The sequence below is a fragment of the Actinomadura kijaniata NBRC 14229 genome, assembly GCF_001552175.1.
Taxonomy (GTDB): Bacteria; Actinomycetota; Actinomycetes; order Streptosporangiales; family Streptosporangiaceae; genus Spirillospora; species Spirillospora kijaniata.
Genome location: NZ_BCQR01000052.1, coordinates 1 through 15,583, shown reverse-complemented (window position 1 = coordinate 15,583; position 15,583 = coordinate 1). Strand labels below are relative to the sequence as shown.

Here is a 15,583-nt window from a genome sequence, read left to right as displayed (position 1 = left end):
CGGGCGGCGCGCGGGCGGAGGCAGGTCTTCGGACCCACGGGCACCGCTTCTCGTCGAAGCGCCCTACTGGCCGTCGCTTTCCGGACCCTCGGGTCCAGTGCGGGTGACGGCGGTCGTTCCCGTTCACCGCTGCGGGGCAGTCCCGGATTCGCACCGGGTTCCCTCTTGCGACGCCCGTGTCCGTGGACACGGGCGAACCTTCCGCGCGAGCAGTCCACTTCGGTCTTCCGGGCCGTCCGGCGAACGGGCCGGGACGCTCGTCCCGCGTGTTCAGTGCTGGTCGGTGACCTGGGTCAGGCGGCGTCGCAGGAGTGTCCGTTCGGCGTCGGTTCCGGCCAGGTCGAGGGCCTGCCGGTAGGCGTCGGCGGCCTCGGCGTGGCGGCCCAGCCGGTGCAGCAGGTCCGCCCGCGCCATGGGATAGGGATGGTGGCCGCGCAGGCGCGGCTCGTCGGCCAGCTCGTCCAGCAGCGCCAGACCCGCCCGCGGGCCGTCGCGCATCGCCACCGCGACGGCCCGGTTCAGCGCCACGACCGGGGAGGCGGTGAGGGCCAGCAGCACGTCGTAGAGCGCGACGATCTGCGGCCAGTCGGTGGACGCGGCGTCGGCGGCCTCGTCGTGCAGGGCGGCGATGGCGGCCTGCACCCCGTAGGGGCCGGGCGGCCCGCCGGTCAACGCGACCGGCACCAGCCCCAGCCCCTCCTCCACCATCGGGCGGTCCCAGCGGGACCGGTCCTGCTCGTCCAGCAGCACCGGGGACCCGTCGGGGGCGGTGCGGGCGTCGCGGCGCGCGTGGACCAGCAGCATCAGCGCCAGCAGCCCGGTGACCTCGCGTTCGGCGGGCAGCAGGCGGTGCAGGATGCGCGCCAGCCGGATCGCCTCCTCCGCCACGTCGGGGCGTTGCAGGTCCGGGCCCGAGCTGGCGGCGTAGCCCTCGGTGAAGACCGAGTACAGGACGCCGAGCACGCCGGGCAGCCGTTCGGGCAGCTCGTCGGCGCCGGGGACGCGGAACGGAATGCGCGCCTGCCGGATCTTCTTCTTGGCCCGTACGATCCGCTGCGCCATCGTCGCGGTCGGGACCAGGAACGCCCGCGCGACCTCCGGCGTCGTCAGCCCGGCCAGGCACCGCAGCGTCAGGGCGGCGCGGTCCTCGGCGGGCAGCGCCGGGTGGGCGCAGGTGAAGAACAGCCGCAGCCGCTCGTCGGGCAGGTCGTCGCCGGCCTCGGGCGGCGGGGCGGGCACGGCGCGGTCCGCCTCCACCTGCATGACCGCCAGGCGCGCGGCGTAGGCGCGGTCCCGGCGCAGCCGGTCCACCGCCTTGCGCCGCGCGGTGGTCAGCAGCCACGCGCCGGGCCGGTCGGGGACCCCGTCGACCGGCCAGTGCACCAGCGCCGCCTCGACCGCCTCCGAGGCGACCTCCTCGGCCAGGTCCAGGTCGCCGAACCGGTGGACGAGGGAGGCGAGCAGCCGCCCGTACTCCTCGCGGAACATCGCCTCGACCGAGGCCCGAGCGGCCGCGCGCTCCCCCATCGCCGGACCTTCCTCAGTACTCGTCGCTGACCGGGCGGACCACGACCGAGCCGTCGCGCGCGCCGGGGCAGCGGGCCGCCCAGTCGAGCGCGGCGTCCAGGTCGGGGACGTCGATGACGTAGTACCCGCCCAGGTACTCGCGGGTCTCGGCGAACGGGCCGTCGGTGGTGATGTGGCGTTCCCCGGCGGCGTCCACGCGGACGGTGGTGGCGGTGGTCAGGTCCGCCAGCGAGTGCGAGTCGACCAGGATCCCGGCGTCCCGGACCGACTTGTCGTAGGTGATCCAGTCCTCGACGGTGCACTGGGATTCGATGGTGGTCGGGTCGGAGGTGGGCGGAGTCTGGATGAGCAGCATGTACTTCACGGTTCGTCTCCTGTCTTCGGGTGCGGCGGGGTGCCGCACATGATGACGACGAGCGGCCATCCGGGAAATCGACACCCCCGCGAAGATTTTTTCTCAGAAGTTTCCCGGAACGACCGCCCGACGCGGACCGTGGGCGGGAGGACGATCGCGGCCGTCCGCCGTCTTGGGGGCGCGTGTCGGCGCTGATGGCATCGAGCGACCACCGAACGAGCCACCGTCCCGGGCTCCTCGGCCTCCCCAGAAGAACCTCCTTGCGAACCTGCGACAGACGTCGCGCGTCATAGGACCATGCGCGTGAAGCGTTCGAGGCAAGGCCCCACGGCTGGTTCACGGAGTCGCCGGTCCGATGACGGAAGTCCCGGAACCGGGGCTGTGAGGCCGTCGACCTGGCACGTCGTGGCCGCGTTCGCCGTCGTCGCGCTGGGCTCTCTGACGCTGTGGGCGTCCCTGGAACAGGGGGCGCGAGCCGACCGCGAACGGGCGCGGATGCGAAGCGAGGGCGTGCCGACCGTTGTGCGCGTGAGCAGCGTGACGGGCGGGAAGGTCAGGGCCTCGTACCGCTTCGCCGGCCGGTCGTGGACGATGGACCTCCCGCACCGCTGCGAGCTGCGGGGCGGCGGTGGCTGTCCCGCGATCGGCACGCCCTTCACGGTCCGGGTCGATCCACGGGCTCCGGGGCACACGATGACGGAGGACGGCCGGCTCGATGATCTCGACGGTACGGCCAAGGGCGCCCGGCCCGTCGTCTACGTGGCGGCGTGCGTTCTGCTGACCGGTGCGGGAGTGGTCCTGGCGCTCGGGGTGCCGGCCTGGGCCCGGGGGCGTCCGCGCCCGTGGCCGCCCGAGGGCATGTCCCCGCAGGAGGAGGCGAGCCTGCGGGCGGTCCTGGCGGACGATCAGCCGGTGGACTTCACCGTCCGGTCGCGAGGCTACGACCGTGACCAGGTCGACGGGTACTTCCTGCGGTTCGCGGGGCTTCTCGACGATCAGGACCGTCCCCCGCTGGCGCGTCCTGTCTTCGCCACGGCGCTGCGTGGTTACGACCGGGCCGAGGTGGACGCCTGCCTCGACTCGCTCTTCGCCACCGACCAGGCTGGCGGGACGAGGCGCTGACCCGCTCTGGGCGACGGCGTTCGGTCTGTTCCCGACACGTTCACCGCGTCGATTCGCCGTCGTCGCGCGCCGGGATTTCGTCGGTGGCGCCGTGCAGCATTCAGAGCGCCGCCACCGACGAGCGAGGGAGTTCCATGCCACTCATGAACCAGCAGGCAGCCGGCCACGCGTTCCTCAAGGGGATGTACGAGGACGGCTACTACCCCGACCACGTCGTGGACAAGGGCAAGGCGATCCTCCTGCGCCTCTGCGCGCGTATCGAGGCCGAACGTCCCGCCGACCTCGCGGCCCTGTACGCGCTCACCCATGCCGCGACGGAGGAGTTCAACGAGCTGGAAGCCGACTTCCACGCCGCAGGAAGCGAGATCGAGACCGTCGCCCGGGACCTGATCGGCGAGGACTTCGGGTTCATCGCGACCGCGTACGGCTTCCCCGATGCCGACCATGAGGAGCTGATCGCCACTCGCGACTGGTGACGTCGGTCGCGTCGACGGCGGACGCCGGTCCCGGTGCGAGATGCCGGCTGTCGCGGGGGTCCCGCGCGGGCGCGTTCCCGTGCCGTGGCCGACCCCGCAAAGATCAAGGAGGAACCGCACAACCCTCGGTCAAGTGGGACGCGTGACGAACGCCCGGTTCGCCACGATGCAGTGGGAACCCGGTGTACTCCGGCACCGGGACCATGTGAACACGGGGGTGACCATCGTGGCCGAGACGATCGGCGACAGGGTACTCGACCAGAGGGGCCGCGGGCCGTCGCGGACGGCGGTGGGCGGGACATGAACGCGTCCACCGAGGGCACGCGTCCGGATCCGGCGGCCGAGTTCCGGCTGCCGGGCCTGTCGCTGCCGTTCCCCACACCGACGCCGCGCGCGGACGCCGCCCGGCTGCGCGCCGCGACCTGCGACTGGGCACTGGAACACGGGCTGATCGGTCCGCGCGGCCGGGAGCGGCTGCTGACCTCGCGACTGCTGGACCTCGGCATCGGGCTGACCGGGACCGCCCCACCGGACCGCGCGGCGGTGCTGATGGGCTGGTTCCTGTGGGTCCTGCTGCTGGACGACCGGATCGACGACGGGCCCTGGGCCGGGGACGGCGTGCTGGAGGAGTTCGCCGGGGCGGCGGTCTCGGTGGTGTGCGCGCAGGACGGGCCCTCCGCGCCGGACGCCGACCCGATGCTGCGGGCGCTGGCGCGCGACCTGTGGCCGCGCACCGCGCGGCTGGCCGGGCCCGAGTGGTGCGGGCGGTTCGCCGAGCACTTCGCGCGCCACCTGTGGGCGCAGTGCGTGGCGGTCCGCCACCGCGCCGACGGCGACGGGCCCGACCTGGCGGGGTACGTGCCGCTGCGCCGCGACCTGTTCGGCGCGGAGCTGTTCTTCGACCTGATCGCGCTCGTGGACGGGCTCGGGGTGGTCGGGTCGGACGGGCTGCGCGAGAGCGCCGCCGACGTGATCGCCTGGACCAACGACATCTTCTCCGTGGAGAAGGACCTCGCGTTTTGGGAACGTTCCAACCTGGTGCTGCTGCTGCACGACAAGCACGGCGGCTCCTGGCAGCGGGCCATGGACGCCGCCCGCGACATGGTGGAGGACCGGGTACTGGACTTCCTGGCGGCGGGGGCGAGGGAGGAGCATCCGCAGTTCGCGGCGCGGCTGGGACAGGTGGCGCGGGCCTCGCTGGACTGGCACCGTTCGGTGTCGCGCTACCACTGGCAGGGCGGCGAGCGCGTGGACGTCCGGCGCACGCCGCCGAGCCTGCTGTGGCCGGGCTTCGAACGCGACCCGTACCCGCTGTACCGCAGGCTGCGCGAGGAGTTCCCGGTGGTGCGGGACGAGCCGCTGGACGCCTGGCTGGTCAGCCGGTACGCGGACGTGCGGGTGGCGTTGTCCGACGCGCGTTTCACCCCGCGCAACTACGGCTGGCAGCTGGAGCCGATGTTCGGCCGGACGGTCCTGCAGATGGAGGGCCGTGAGCACGCGGCGCACCGCGCGTTCCTGACGCCCGCGTTCCGGGGACGTGCCATGGACCATCTGACCGCCGCCGCCATGCGCACCGCCGCCCGGCTGGCCGACCGGCTGCGCGACCGGCCCGTGGTGGACCTGGCCGCCGACTTCTGCCGCCTGCTGCCCGTCCACGTGGTGGTCGCCGCGCTCGGGCTGCCGAGCCTGGACGTGCCGCGTTTCCAGGGCTGGTACCAGGCGGGCTTCTCCTACCTGGGCAACTACCGGCAGGATCCGGCGACGCTGGAGAGGGGCCTGGTCGCGCGCGACGAGCTGTACGCCTACCTGGAGCCGCACGTGGCCGAGCGCCGGGCGCGGCCGACCGGCGACCTGCTGTCGGTGCTGTGCACGGTGGAGGTGGACGGCGCGCCGCTGCCCGACGACATGATCAAGGGGTTCTGCGGGACGCTGCTGGGCGCGGGCGGCGAGACCACCGGCAAGGCGCTGGCGTCGCTGCTGGCGAACCTGCTGGACCACCCGGAGGTCCTGGCGCGGGTGCGCGCCGACCCCGGGCTGATCCCGGCGGTGTGGGCCGAGTCGCTGCGCCGCAACCCGCCGGTCCACGTGGTGCTGCGGGAGACCTCCGCCGAGGTGGAGCTGCCGTCGGGAACGGTCCCGGCGGGGGCGACGGTGGCGTGCCTGGTCGGGTCGGCCAACCGGGATCCCGCGCGGTTCGCCGACCCGGACCGCTTCGACCCCGGCCGCGCCGACGGCCGGGTGGAGCGGGAGTTCACCGGGGCGGCGACGCAGCTGACGTTCGGGGCGGGGCGGCACTTCTGCCTGGGGTCGCAGGTGGCGCGGATGGAGGCCGAGATCGGCCTGCGGGTGCTGCTGGCGGCGCTGCCGTCACCGCGCTGGGCCGACGGGTTCTCCCCCGTCGAGACGGGCCTGCTCACCCGCGCTCCCGAACGGCTGCTGGTCGCGACCGCCTGAGGGGGAGCCAGGGGCTCGGCGCGGTGAGCGCCACCAGGCCGACCGCGCCGCCGACCTGCTCGGTGGTGTTCGGCGTTCCCGAGGCCGCGCCCGCGTCGGCCTCGGGAACGCCGGAGATGACCGGCGCGGCCGCGCGCCGACCACGCCGACCTGCACGATCGGATCGCCGCGCCGCTCGCCCGTCACGAACGGGTGGCCGCCGATTCGCGCCCGGTCGCGGCGCTGCTGGCGCTCGCCTGCTCCACGCTGTTCGAGGTCAGCGCTCCTGGGGACGCGTGCCCACCACGAGCGAGCAGGTCTACGGCAGGACGTAGACGCCCGCCCGCGCGGCGGCGAGGGCGGCGTCGGCGGCGCGGTCGGCGGCGGCCTCGTCCACCGGCTCGCCGCTGACGAACAGGCGGTAGTAGACCGGGGCGACGGCGGCGCGGACCACCTCGGCGGCGTCGGTCCCGGCGGGGATCTCGCCGCGTTCCACCGCGCGGGCGACGATGACGGCGGACTGCTCGTGGCGGCTGGTGAAGAACGCGGCCAGGGAGCGGGCGGCGTCGGCGTTCTGCAGGGCGGCGGCGATGAACGCCGTCGCGACCGGCCCCTGTTCGGGATCGGCGAAGCCGGTGCGGACCAGCCGGGCGAGGGCGCGCAGGTCGCCGCGCGCCGAGCCGGTGTCGGGGATCGGCCAGGGCTCGGTGGCGGCCAGCTCCAGGGCGTCGGCGACCAGGCCCTCGGCGCTGCCCCAGCGGCGGTAGACGGTGGTCTTGTGGACGCCCGAGCGGGCGGCGACGTTCTCGACCGTCAGCCCGGCGAAGCCGCGTTCGGCCAGCTCGGCGAGGGTGGCGGCGCGCACGGCGGCGCGGGTGCGGGCGGTGCGGCCGCCGGGGCGCACCGTGCCCGGACCCGTCGGGGATGCGGAGGAGGTCATCGGGAATCTCCACTTGCGGGATCGCCTCGAGGTTCGGCATACTCATCTTAACGCAACAAGAGTTGCATTACTAACGACCTAGAGGAGAGCAGCCGACATGGAGCAAGCACCGAACACCGCGACCACCCGTCACCGCCGCGATTCGGAGGCTGCCCTTGTCCGCCCAGCTCACCGTCAGGAACCTCGTCAAGTCGTTCGGGACGCGCACCGTCCTTGACGGGCTGTCGTTCACCGTCGCCCCGGGCGAGCGCGCCGGGATCGTCGGGGAGAACGGCTCCGGCAAGTCCACCCTGCTCAACCTGATCACCGGGCGGGAGACGCCCGACTCCGGCGAGATCACCGTCACCGCCGACGGCGGAATCGGTCACCTCGGCCAGACCCTCGGGCTGCCCGCCGACCACACCGTCCGGCAGGCGGTCGACGCCGCGCTGGCCGACCTGCGCGCCATGGAGGCGCGCATGCGCGAGCTGGAGGCCGACCTCACCGAGGACCGCCTCGCCGAGTACGGCGACCTGCTCGGCGCCTACGAGGCGCGCGGCGGCTACGAGGCCGACGCCCGCGTCGACAAGTCCCTGCACGGCCTCGGCCTGGCGCATGTCGGGCGCGACCGGCGGCTGGGCTCGCTGTCGGGCGGCGAGCAGGCCCGGCTCGGGCTGGCCTGCCTGCTGGCGGCGGCGCCGGAGGTCATGCTGCTGGACGAGCCCACCAACCACCTGGACGAGCCGTCCCTGGAGTGGCTGGAGGACCGGCTGCGCGAGCACCGGGGCATCCTGGCGGTGGTCTCCCACGACCGGGTGTTCCTGGACCGCGTCGCCACCGTGGTCCTGGAGGTCGAGGGCGGTGCGGTCACCCGGTTCGGCGGTGGCTACAGCGGGTTCCTGGCCGAGAAGGCCGCCGCGCGGCAGCGCTGGCGGCAGGCCCACGAGGACTGGCGCGAGGAGGTCGGACGGCTGGAGGCGTTCGCCGCCACCACCGCGCGCCGCGTCGCGCAGGGCCGGGAGATGCGGGACAACAACAAGATGGCCTACGACCGCAACGCCGGGCGCGTGCAGTCGTCGGTCGCCGGCCGGGTCCGCAACGCCCAGGAGCGGCTGCGCCGCCTGAGGGCGGACCCGGTCCCGCCGCCGCCCGAGCCGCTGCGGTTCCGGGGCGCGTTCGCCGGACGGGCCACCGGCACCCTCGCCGAACTGCACGACGTGCGGGTGGGCGAGCGGCTGCGGGTGGAGGAGCTCACGGTGCGGGCCGGGGACCGGATCCTGGTCCACGGCGGCAACGGCGCGGGCAAGACCACGCTGCTGACGGTGCTGGCCGGGCGGGAGCCCGACGCCGGGACCGTGCGGCGGCGCGGACGCGTGGGCTACCTGCCGCAGGAGGTGGAGTTCGACGACCCGCGGCGGACGGCGCTGGCGGCGTTCGCCGCGGGGCGGCCCGGCTACGCCGAGGAGCACCGGGCGCGGCTGCTGTCGTTCGGGCTGCTGCGGCCCGAGACGCTGGAGGTCCCGGTCGGCGCGCTGTCGGTCGGGCAGCGCCGCCGCCTGGCGCTGGCGCGGCTGCTGACCGGCGAGCACGACCTGCTGCTGCTCGACGAGCCCACCAACCACCTGTCGCTGACCCTGGTCGAGGACCTGGAACGGGCACTGGACCACTACCGCGGCGCGCTCGTGGTCGTCTCCCACGACCGCGCCCTGCGCGACCGGTTCACCGGCACGCGCCTGGAAATGGAGAACGGCCGCATCACCGGCCGCGGAAAGGAAGCCGCTTGACCATCACCCAGCACGAGCACAAGGTCGCCGCTCCCGGCGCGGGCCCCTACGGGATCACCGCCGGGCCCGACGGGGCGCTGTGGTTCACGCTCGTCCACGAGGGCGGCGTCGGCCGGTTCACGCCCGGCGGCGAGCTGACCGTCCACGCGGTGGGCGGCGACCCCATGAACATCGCCGCCGGGCCCGACGGAGCGCTGTGGTTCACCGAGTTCCGGCACCACCGCGTCGGGCGGATCACCGTCGACGGCGAGGTGACGCGGTTCTCCCCGCCCTCGCCGGACGCGGGGCCGGTCGGGATCTGCGCCGGGCCGGACGGGGCGCTGTGGTTCACCGAGATGTACACCGACCGGGTCGGCAGGCTGACCGTGGACGGCGCGTTCACCGAGTTCGCGCTGCCGGTCTCCGGGGCGTACCCCTCGATGATCTGCGCGGGGCCCGACGGCGCGCTGTGGTTCACCCTCAACCAGGCCCACGCCGTCGGCCGGATCACCGTCGGGGGCGAGGTCACGGTGCACCCGCTGCCCACCGGGACCGCCGCGCCGGTCGGGATCTGCGCCGGACCGGACGCGGCGGTGTGGTTCGTGGAGATCGGCGCCGGGCAGGTCGGGCGGATCACCCCCGGCGGCGAGGTCACCGAGTACCCGCTGCCCGACCGCGCCGCCCGGCCGCACGCGATCTGCGCCGGGCCCGACGGCGCCCTGTGGTTCACCGAGTGGGGGACCTCGCGGGTCGGGCGGATCGACACCGGCGGCAGGATCGAGGTGCACGCCCTGCCGACCGCGGGCGCCGAGCCGCACGCGATCTGCGCCGGGCCGGACGGCGCGCTGTGGACGGCGCTGGAGGTCGGCGCGCTGGCGCGGATCGCCGTCCGGCCCTGACGGCTCCCCGCTACTTGGCCATCTCCGCGACCGGCTCGTCCGGGGCGGTCGCGGAGGTGCCGTGCCCGCGCGGGATGACCACCGCGGCCGCCAGGCTGATGGTGGCGACGACGGCCAGGTAGGCGGTGATGGACGCCGAGGTGCCGGTGGAGGCGAACAGCGACGCCGCCACCAGCGGGGTGATGCCGCCGCCCAGCAGCGACGCCAGCTGGTAGGCCACCGAGGTGCCCGAGTAGCGCACGGCCACCGGGAAGAACGACGCGGTCAGCGTGCCCTGCGGGGCGTGTGTCGCCGCCAGAACCGCGCCCATCACGACCATGAACACCGCGATCACGGCGCGGTTGCCGGTGTCCACGACCGGGAGGATCGCGACCGCGCCGACCAGCAGCACCACCGAGCCCCAGGTGAACAGCGCCCGCAGGCCGTGCCGGTCGCCCAGGTGCGCCCACAGCGGCGCGGTGACCAGCCACACCGCCGCGCCGCCGATCACGCAGGTCAGCAGGAAGGTGCGCGACAGGTGCGCCTGGTCCTGGCCGTAGCCGAGGATGTAGACCATGAAGATGTAGGCGAGCGCGCTGTTGCCGACGATGACGGCGATGGTGTGCAGCACCTGGCGCCAGTGGTCGCGCAGCACGATCACCACGGGCAGCCGCGCGGGCTTGCGGCGTTCCACCAGGCCCTCGTAGTCGGGGCTCTCCTCGATGCGCAGCCGCAGGTACATGCCCACGCCCACCAGCGCGATGCTGAGCAGGAACGGCACCCGCCAGCCCCAGGACAGGAACGCCTGCTCGCTCAGCAGCGAGGAGGTGCCGAGGAACACCAGGTTCGCGCACAGCATCCCGGCGGGCGTGCCCATCATCGGGAACGCCCCGAACAGCCCGCGCCGCCCCTCGGGCGCGTGCTCCATGGTGAGCACCACGGCCCCGCCCAGCTCGCCGCCCAGCCCGATGCCCTGGGCGACGCGCAGCAGCACCAGCAGGACCGCGGCCCAGATCCCGATGCTGGAGTAGGTCGGCAGGACGCCGATGAGGGCGGTCCCGACGCCCATGATGAGCAGCGACGCCACCAGCGTGTTGCGCCGTCCGATCCGGTCGCCGAAATGCCCGAAGACGATCCCGCCCAGCGGCCGGGCGAGGAATCCGACGGTCATCGTTCCGAAGGAGGCGATGGAACCCGCGACCGGGTCCATGGACGGGAAGAACTGCTTGTTGAAGACGAGGGCGGCGGCCGTCCCGTACAGGAAGAAGTCGTACCACTCGATGGTGGTCCCGATGAAGGCCGCCCACGACACGCGGCGGGCCGCGCGGCTACGGTCTGCGTCCATCACACTTGTGCCCTCCGATTCTGGATTGCCGCCAATCATGCACTCGGCAGGTATTCAGGACGAATACTTAAAATCGGGGCAGTTATCAGCGGATGAACATATGACGCACCGGATATAGCGGCGTCGGGAAACGCTATACGGGCGCCGGGCGGGCGGAAAACGGGTTGGCGCGGGCGGGGCGGGTTCGCTAGAACGGTCGGCATGCTCCGCAAATACCCCCGTACCCCCCACATCCAGGGCTCCCGGTTGCAGCCCGGCGACCAGGACCTGGCCGCCGCGCCGTTCCGGGAGATCGCCGGGCGGTACCTGGTGGTGGAGGAGAAGCTGGACGGCGCCAACGCCGGGATCAGCTTCTCCCCCGACGGGCGGCTCCGTTTGCAGAGCCGGGGGCACTACCTGACCGGCGGGCCCCGCGAGAGGCAGTTCGGCCCGCTCAAGGCGTGGGCGTCGGCACTCCAGCACGTGCTGTGGGACCGGCTCGGCGACCGGTACGTGCTGTACGGGGAGTGGCTGTACGCCAAGCACACCGTCTTCTACGACGCGCTCCCCCACTACTTCTGCGAGTTCGACGTCCTCGATCTGGGCGACGGGACGTTCCTGTCCACCGCGCGGCGGCGTGAGCTGCTGGAGGGCACGCCGGTGGTGTCGGTGCCGGTGCTGCACGAGGGGCCGGTGCAGGACCTGGCGACGCTCACCTCGTTCGTCGGGCCGTCGACCTGCCGCACCGCCGGCTGGCGCGAGGCGCTGCGCGAGGCGGCCGTGGCGGGCGGCGCCGACCCCGACCGCGCCGCCGCCGAGACCGACTCCTCCGACGACATGGAGGGGCTGTACATCAAGGTCGAGGAGGACGGCAGGACGGTGGGCCGGTACAAGTGGGTGCGGCCCGACTTCCTCACCGCGATCCTCGACTCGGGGACCCACTGGCAGGACCGGCCGATCATCGCCAACGGCCTGGCCGACCCGGAGGTGATGTACGCCCATGGCTGAGACCGCCGTGTCCGTGTTCGAACGGCTCTGCCCGGCCCCGCCCGACTGGCGGGTGCCGTGGTCGGAGATCGAGGCGATGTTCTCCTGGGTGCGGCGGCTGGAGGGCGTCGGGCAGGACGCGGTCCACCACGCCGAGGGTGACGTCCTCACCCACACCCGCATGGCGTGCGAGGCGCTGGCCGGGCTGCCCGAGTGGCGGGCGCGGCCCGCCGACGAACGGGTGCGGCTGTTCGCCACCGTGCTGATGCACGACATCGCCAAGCCCGACTGCACCCAGGTCGACGCCGACGGCCGGGTCACCGCGCACGGCCACTCGCGGCGCGGCGACCTGATGGTGCGGCGCGTGCTGTGGGAGATGGGCGCGCCGACCGCCTGGCGGGAGCACGTCGCGGCGCTGGTGCGGCACCACCAGGTGCCGTTCTGGGCGCTGGAGCGGCCCGACCTGCAACGCATCGCGTTCCGGGTGAGCCTGCTGGCCCGCAACGACGACCTGGTCACCCTCGCCAAGGCCGACGTCCTCGGCCGGATCTGCGGCGACCTCGACGAGGTGCTGGAGAACATCGAGCTGTACCGGGAGTACTGCGCCGAGCAGGACTGCCTGGACGCGCCGCGCCGGTTCCCCTCCGACCACGCGCGGTTCTGGTACTTCCGCAAGCCCGGCCGCGACCCCGACTACGCCGCCTACGACGACACGCGCCTGACGGTGACGGTGCTGTCGGGTCTGCCGGGGGTCGGCAAGGACCACTGGATCGCCGCCCACCGCCCGGACCTGCCGGTGGTGAGCCTGGACCGGCTGCGCGCGGAGATGGGGGTCTCGCCGGGCGGCGACCAGCGGCCGGTGGCGGCGGCCGCCTACGAGCGGGCGCGCGAGCTGCTGCGGGCGCGCGAGTCGTTCGTGTGGAACGCCACCAACGTGTCGCGGCAGCTGCGCGAGCAGTGCACCGGGCTGGTCGCCGACTACCACGGCCGGGTCGAGATCGTCGCGCTGGAGGCCCCGCCGCCGGTGCTGCACGCCCGCAACCGGGCCCGGCCCTCCCCCGTCCCCGAGGCGGTGATCGACCGGCTGGTCGGCCGCTGGGAGCAGCCCGACCCGACCGAGGGGCACCGCGTCGACTGGATCACGACGGGCTGACCCGGCCGCCGGTCACGGGCGCCGGTCACGGGCGGCGCTGGAAGCCGCGCACCGCCACCGCCGCGGCGGTGATCCCGACGGCGGCGCTGACGGCCAGGGCGATCGCCACGCCGCCGGGCGTGGCGACGCCGAGCACCAGGTCGCGGGCCGCCTCGATCCCGTAGGTGGCGGGGTTGACCCGCACGACCGCGCGCAGCCAGCCGGGCAGGCCGCCGACCGGGACGAAGGCGTTCGAAGCGAAGATCATCGGGAAGGTCAGCAGCCCCGCGACGCTCTGCACGAGCTCGGCGTTGCGGATCCAGCAGGCGAGGGCGACGAAGATCCAGCCGAGGCAGCAGCCGACGGCCAGCGCCAGCGCGCCGGCGGCCAGGGCGCCGGCCGGGCCGCCCGGCGGGCGGAACCCGAAGACCAGGGCCGCCAGCACCAGGATCAGCAGCAGCTGGAGGCCGCCGCGGACGAGGTCGGCGAGGCTGCGCGCCAGCAGCACCGATCCGGGCCACAGGGGCATGGCGCGCAGCCGGGCGACGATGCCGTCGCGCATCTCCAGGGTGAGCCCGACGGCGGAGCCGAACGCCTGCTGCATCGCCGACGTGATCAGCAGCGCCGGGACCAGGAAGTCGACGTAGCGCACCCCGGCGGGGAAGCCGGGTGCCCGGGCGAGGCTCCCGAGCATCTGGCTGAACATCGTCAGCATCAGCAGCGGCCCCAGCATGTTCGCCACCAGCAGGCGCGGGTCGAGCAGGTAGGCGCGCAGCACCCGTGCCGTGAGCACCCACAGCTGCGTCCCGAGGCCCGCGCCGTGCCAGCGCGCCGGACCGGCCGGCGCGCCGACCGCCGTCATCGGACGGCCGCCCGGGGCGGCGCGGCCGGCTGCTGGGTCAGCGACAGGTACACGTCGTCGAGGGTCGGGGACGTCACCGACAGCTCGTAGGCGTCCGCCACGTGGACGTCCAGGACGCGCGCGACGTTCGCGAGGTCGCGGGGCCCGGCGACGGGAACGGCGAGCACGCCGCGTCCGGGGTCGTACTCGGGGCCGAGGCCCTGCTCCAGCAACGCGCGCATGACGGCAGTGACGGCGGCGGCGGAGGGCAGCCTCGCGGTGGCCACCCGCCCTCCCACGCGGGCCTTGAGCTCGGCCGGGGGGCCGGTGGCGACGATCCGGCCGGAGGCCAGCACGCAGATGGTGTCGGCGAGCCGGTCGGCCTCCTCCAGGTACTGGGTGCTGAGCACGACGGTGGTCCCTTCGCGTGCGAGGTGCTCGACGATCCGCCAGGTGGTGATCCGCGCCGCCGGGTCCAGGCCGGTGGTGGGCTCGTCGAGGAACAGGACCTCGGGGTCGCCGAGGGTGCTGGCCGCCAGGTCGAGGCGGCGCCGCATCCCGCCCGAGTAGGTGCGCACGACCCGGTCGGCGGCGGCGGTCAGGTCGAACATCTCCAGGCGTTCGGCGGCGTGCCGCCGGGCGGCGCGGGGGCCGGCGCCCAGCAGCCGGGCCACCAGCAGCAGGTTGTCCCGCCCGGAGATGCGCTCGTCCAGGGCCGCGAACTGGCCGGTCAGCGCGATCCGGCGGCGCACCTGCCGGCCCTGGCGGACGGTGTCGAACCCGGCGACGCGGGCGGTGCCGGAGGTGGGCGGGCACAGCGTCGCCAGGATGTTGACGAGGGTGGACTTGCCCGCGCCGTTGTGGCCGAGCAGGCCGAGGACCGTGCCGCGCGGCACGCTGAGCGTGACGTCCCGCAGGGCGTGCACGGCGCCGAAGCGCCTGCCGACCCCCGCGGTCTCGATGGCGAGGTCTCCCACGGCGGTCACCCCGCGTCGCGGGCCGGGGCGAGCAGCCGCTTCATGATCGCCGAGACGAGGCGGTCGTACCAGCGGGTGAACCCCCACGCGCCGAGGGCCCCGGCGGCCAGGGCGAGCGCCACCGGGACCGGGCCGCCCGGGGGCACCGGCGCGCCGAGGACGACGCCCGGCGCGGCGATGCCGAGCAGCAGCAGGTTCCGGACGAGCATCGCCTGTCCCATCACCGACCCCCTGGACCCGAAGCAGCGGCACTCGGCGAACACGCCGGTGCGGACGGCGCGCACGACGACCGCGACGAACAGGACGAGCAGGGCGGACGCCAGCGCGAACCCGACGCGGGAGGTGCCGGGCGCCAGCAGCAGCACCGCCGCCAGGCCCTCCCCGGCGACGACCGCCGCGGCCACGGGGGTGGCGGCGCGTTCGGGCAGGACCGCCAGCTGGCGGACGGAGGAGACGAAGCCGCGGAACCGGGCCCCGGCGCGGACCTTGCCGACGAACGCGACCGCGAACACGCCCAGGATCAGCGCGCGGCAGACCAGCAGGAGGTGCTCGGTCATCGGCGCTTCCGGGCGTGCGCGCGGGCGGGGACGGTCATCGTCTTGACGAACGCGCGGATCTCGTCGTGCTCGCCGACCGGTTCCCCGTCGACCTCGACCCAGGCGTGCGCGCGGAACGGCTCCATGCGCACGCCCGTGCACCAGTCCGGCCATCCGCCGCCGGCCCGGCACAGCAGCACGGTCGCCAGGGAGCGTTGCAGGCAGCCCTGCCCGGCGCACTGCACGCTCACCGTCACCACCGCCTGCCGGGCGGCCAGCGCCCGCGCGGCGGTGGCGGGGCGCGACCCCCGCC

15 protein-coding genes and 1 riboswitch are annotated in these 15,583 nt (G+C 74.4%); of the genes, 7 read left to right on the top strand and 8 right to left on the bottom strand.

Annotated elements, in window-relative coordinates; genetic code table 11:
* Nucleotides 1-2: 2 nt before the first annotated feature.
* A riboswitch (cobalamin riboswitch) is annotated at nucleotides 3-218 on the bottom strand.
* Nucleotides 219-270: 52 nt separating this feature from the next.
* Entirely contained in the window at nucleotides 271-1,527 is a 1,257-nt protein-coding gene (locus AKI01S_RS17720) for an RNA polymerase sigma factor (protein ID WP_067818519.1), read from the bottom strand.
* Nucleotides 1,528-1,540: 13 nt separating this feature from the next.
* Complete coding sequence (locus AKI01S_RS17715) at nucleotides 1,541-1,882, bottom strand: YciI family protein (protein ID WP_157419914.1); 342 nt, start codon at nucleotides 1,880-1,882, stop codon at nucleotides 1,541-1,543.
* A gap of 381 nt (nucleotides 1,883-2,263) precedes the next feature.
* Here AKI01S_RS17715 and AKI01S_RS17710 point away from each other — a divergent pair, with 381 nt between their 5' ends.
* The 3 genes from AKI01S_RS17710 (at nucleotide 2,264) to AKI01S_RS49255 (ending at nucleotide 5,934) form a co-directional block, all read left to right on the top strand.
* The gene (locus tag AKI01S_RS17710) at nucleotides 2,264-3,004 is read left to right on the top strand and encodes a DivIVA domain-containing protein (protein ID WP_067818513.1); all 741 of its coding nucleotides are present in this window, start codon (nucleotides 2,264-2,266) and stop codon (nucleotides 3,002-3,004) included.
* A gap of 134 nt (nucleotides 3,005-3,138) precedes the next feature.
* Nucleotides 3,139-3,480: a DUF5713 family protein gene (locus AKI01S_RS17705; RefSeq protein ID WP_067818506.1), complete on the top strand. Its 342-nt coding sequence runs from the start codon at nucleotides 3,139-3,141 to the stop codon at nucleotides 3,478-3,480.
* Between the two features lie 300 nt (nucleotides 3,481-3,780).
* The gene (locus AKI01S_RS49255) at nucleotides 3,781-5,934 is read left to right on the top strand and encodes a cytochrome P450 (RefSeq protein ID WP_083999758.1); all 2,154 of its coding nucleotides are present in this window, start codon (nucleotides 3,781-3,783) and stop codon (nucleotides 5,932-5,934) included.
* 298 nt (nucleotides 5,935-6,232) lie between these two features.
* On the opposite strand, the gene AKI01S_RS17695 is transcribed toward AKI01S_RS49255, so the two are convergent.
* Nucleotides 6,233-6,853 carry a TetR/AcrR family transcriptional regulator gene (locus AKI01S_RS17695; protein ID WP_067818502.1) on the bottom strand — a complete coding sequence of 207 codons (621 nt, stop codon included), beginning with the start codon at nucleotides 6,851-6,853 and terminating at the stop codon, nucleotides 6,233-6,235.
* Between the two features lie 155 nt (nucleotides 6,854-7,008).
* Here AKI01S_RS17695 and abc-f point away from each other — a divergent pair, with 155 nt between their 5' ends.
* Complete coding sequence (gene abc-f, locus AKI01S_RS17690) at nucleotides 7,009-8,616, top strand: ribosomal protection-like ABC-F family protein (protein WP_067818499.1); 1,608 nt, start codon at nucleotides 7,009-7,011, stop codon at nucleotides 8,614-8,616.
* Nucleotides 8,613-9,494, top strand: coding sequence for a Vgb family protein (locus tag AKI01S_RS17685; RefSeq protein ID WP_067818496.1), 882 nt, complete (start codon nucleotides 8,613-8,615; stop codon nucleotides 9,492-9,494). The genes abc-f and AKI01S_RS17685 overlap by 4 nt, the downstream gene beginning before the upstream one ends.
* A 10-nt stretch (nucleotides 9,495-9,504) precedes the next feature.
* On the opposite strand, the gene AKI01S_RS17680 is transcribed toward AKI01S_RS17685, so the two are convergent.
* Nucleotides 9,505-10,818 carry an MFS transporter gene (locus AKI01S_RS17680; protein WP_067818492.1) on the bottom strand — a complete coding sequence of 438 codons (1,314 nt, stop codon included), beginning with the start codon at nucleotides 10,816-10,818 and terminating at the stop codon, nucleotides 9,505-9,507.
* Between the two features lie 201 nt (nucleotides 10,819-11,019).
* On the opposite strand from AKI01S_RS17680, the gene AKI01S_RS17675 reads away from it, so the two are divergent.
* Nucleotides 11,020-11,805 carry an RNA ligase family protein gene (locus AKI01S_RS17675; protein ID WP_067818488.1) on the top strand — a complete coding sequence of 262 codons (786 nt, stop codon included), beginning with the start codon at nucleotides 11,020-11,022 and terminating at the stop codon, nucleotides 11,803-11,805.
* Complete coding sequence (locus AKI01S_RS17670) at nucleotides 11,798-12,937, top strand: AAA family ATPase (RefSeq protein WP_067818485.1); 1,140 nt, start codon at nucleotides 11,798-11,800, stop codon at nucleotides 12,935-12,937. The genes AKI01S_RS17675 and AKI01S_RS17670 overlap by 8 nt, the downstream gene beginning before the upstream one ends.
* Before the next feature lie 25 nt (nucleotides 12,938-12,962).
* Here the strand turns inward: AKI01S_RS17670 and AKI01S_RS17665 are convergent, their stop codons facing one another.
* From AKI01S_RS17665 to AKI01S_RS17650, 4 genes are all read right to left on the bottom strand, one after another.
* On the bottom strand, nucleotides 12,963-13,778 hold the full coding sequence (locus tag AKI01S_RS17665) for an ABC transporter permease (RefSeq protein WP_067818482.1): 816 nt from the start codon (nucleotides 13,776-13,778) through the stop codon (nucleotides 12,963-12,965).
* On the bottom strand, nucleotides 13,775-14,734 hold the full coding sequence (locus tag AKI01S_RS17660) for an ABC transporter ATP-binding protein (RefSeq protein ID WP_067818608.1): 960 nt from the start codon (nucleotides 14,732-14,734) through the stop codon (nucleotides 13,775-13,777). Before AKI01S_RS17660 ends, AKI01S_RS17665 begins: the two co-directional genes overlap by 4 nt.
* Before the next feature lie 5 nt (nucleotides 14,735-14,739).
* The gene (locus AKI01S_RS17655; RefSeq protein WP_067818479.1) at nucleotides 14,740-15,291 is read right to left on the bottom strand and encodes a MauE/DoxX family redox-associated membrane protein; all 552 of its coding nucleotides are present in this window, start codon (nucleotides 15,289-15,291) and stop codon (nucleotides 14,740-14,742) included.
* Nucleotides 15,288-15,583: lasso peptide biosynthesis B2 protein (locus tag AKI01S_RS17650; RefSeq protein WP_157419909.1), on the bottom strand; the 296-nt coding region annotated here is incomplete at its 5' end. The genes AKI01S_RS17650 and AKI01S_RS17655, both read right to left, overlap by 4 nt.

Coding starts and splice junctions, on each gene's coding strand:
- AKI01S_RS17720 (WP_067818519.1), bottom strand. CDS start 1,527: ATGGGGGAGCGCGCGGCCGCTCGGGCCTCGGTCGAGGCGATGTTCCGC.
- AKI01S_RS17695 (WP_067818502.1), bottom strand. CDS start 6,853: ATGACCTCCTCCGCATCCCCGACGGGTCCGGGCACGGTGCGCCCCGGC.
- AKI01S_RS17715 (WP_157419914.1), bottom strand. CDS start 1,882: ATGCTGCTCATCCAGACTCCGCCCACCTCCGACCCGACCACCATCGAA.
- AKI01S_RS17675 (WP_067818488.1), top strand. CDS start 11,020: ATGCTCCGCAAATACCCCCGTACCCCCCACATCCAGGGCTCCCGGTTG.
- AKI01S_RS17705 (WP_067818506.1), top strand. CDS start 3,139: ATGCCACTCATGAACCAGCAGGCAGCCGGCCACGCGTTCCTCAAGGGG.
- AKI01S_RS17680 (WP_067818492.1), bottom strand. CDS start 10,818: ATGGACGCAGACCGTAGCCGCGCGGCCCGCCGCGTGTCGTGGGCGGCC.
- AKI01S_RS17655 (WP_067818479.1), bottom strand. CDS start 15,291: ATGACCGAGCACCTCCTGCTGGTCTGCCGCGCGCTGATCCTGGGCGTG.
- AKI01S_RS17665 (WP_067818482.1), bottom strand. CDS start 13,778: ATGACGGCGGTCGGCGCGCCGGCCGGTCCGGCGCGCTGGCACGGCGCG.
- AKI01S_RS17670 (WP_067818485.1), top strand. CDS start 11,798: ATGGCTGAGACCGCCGTGTCCGTGTTCGAACGGCTCTGCCCGGCCCCG.
- AKI01S_RS49255 (WP_083999758.1), top strand. CDS start 3,781: ATGAACGCGTCCACCGAGGGCACGCGTCCGGATCCGGCGGCCGAGTTC.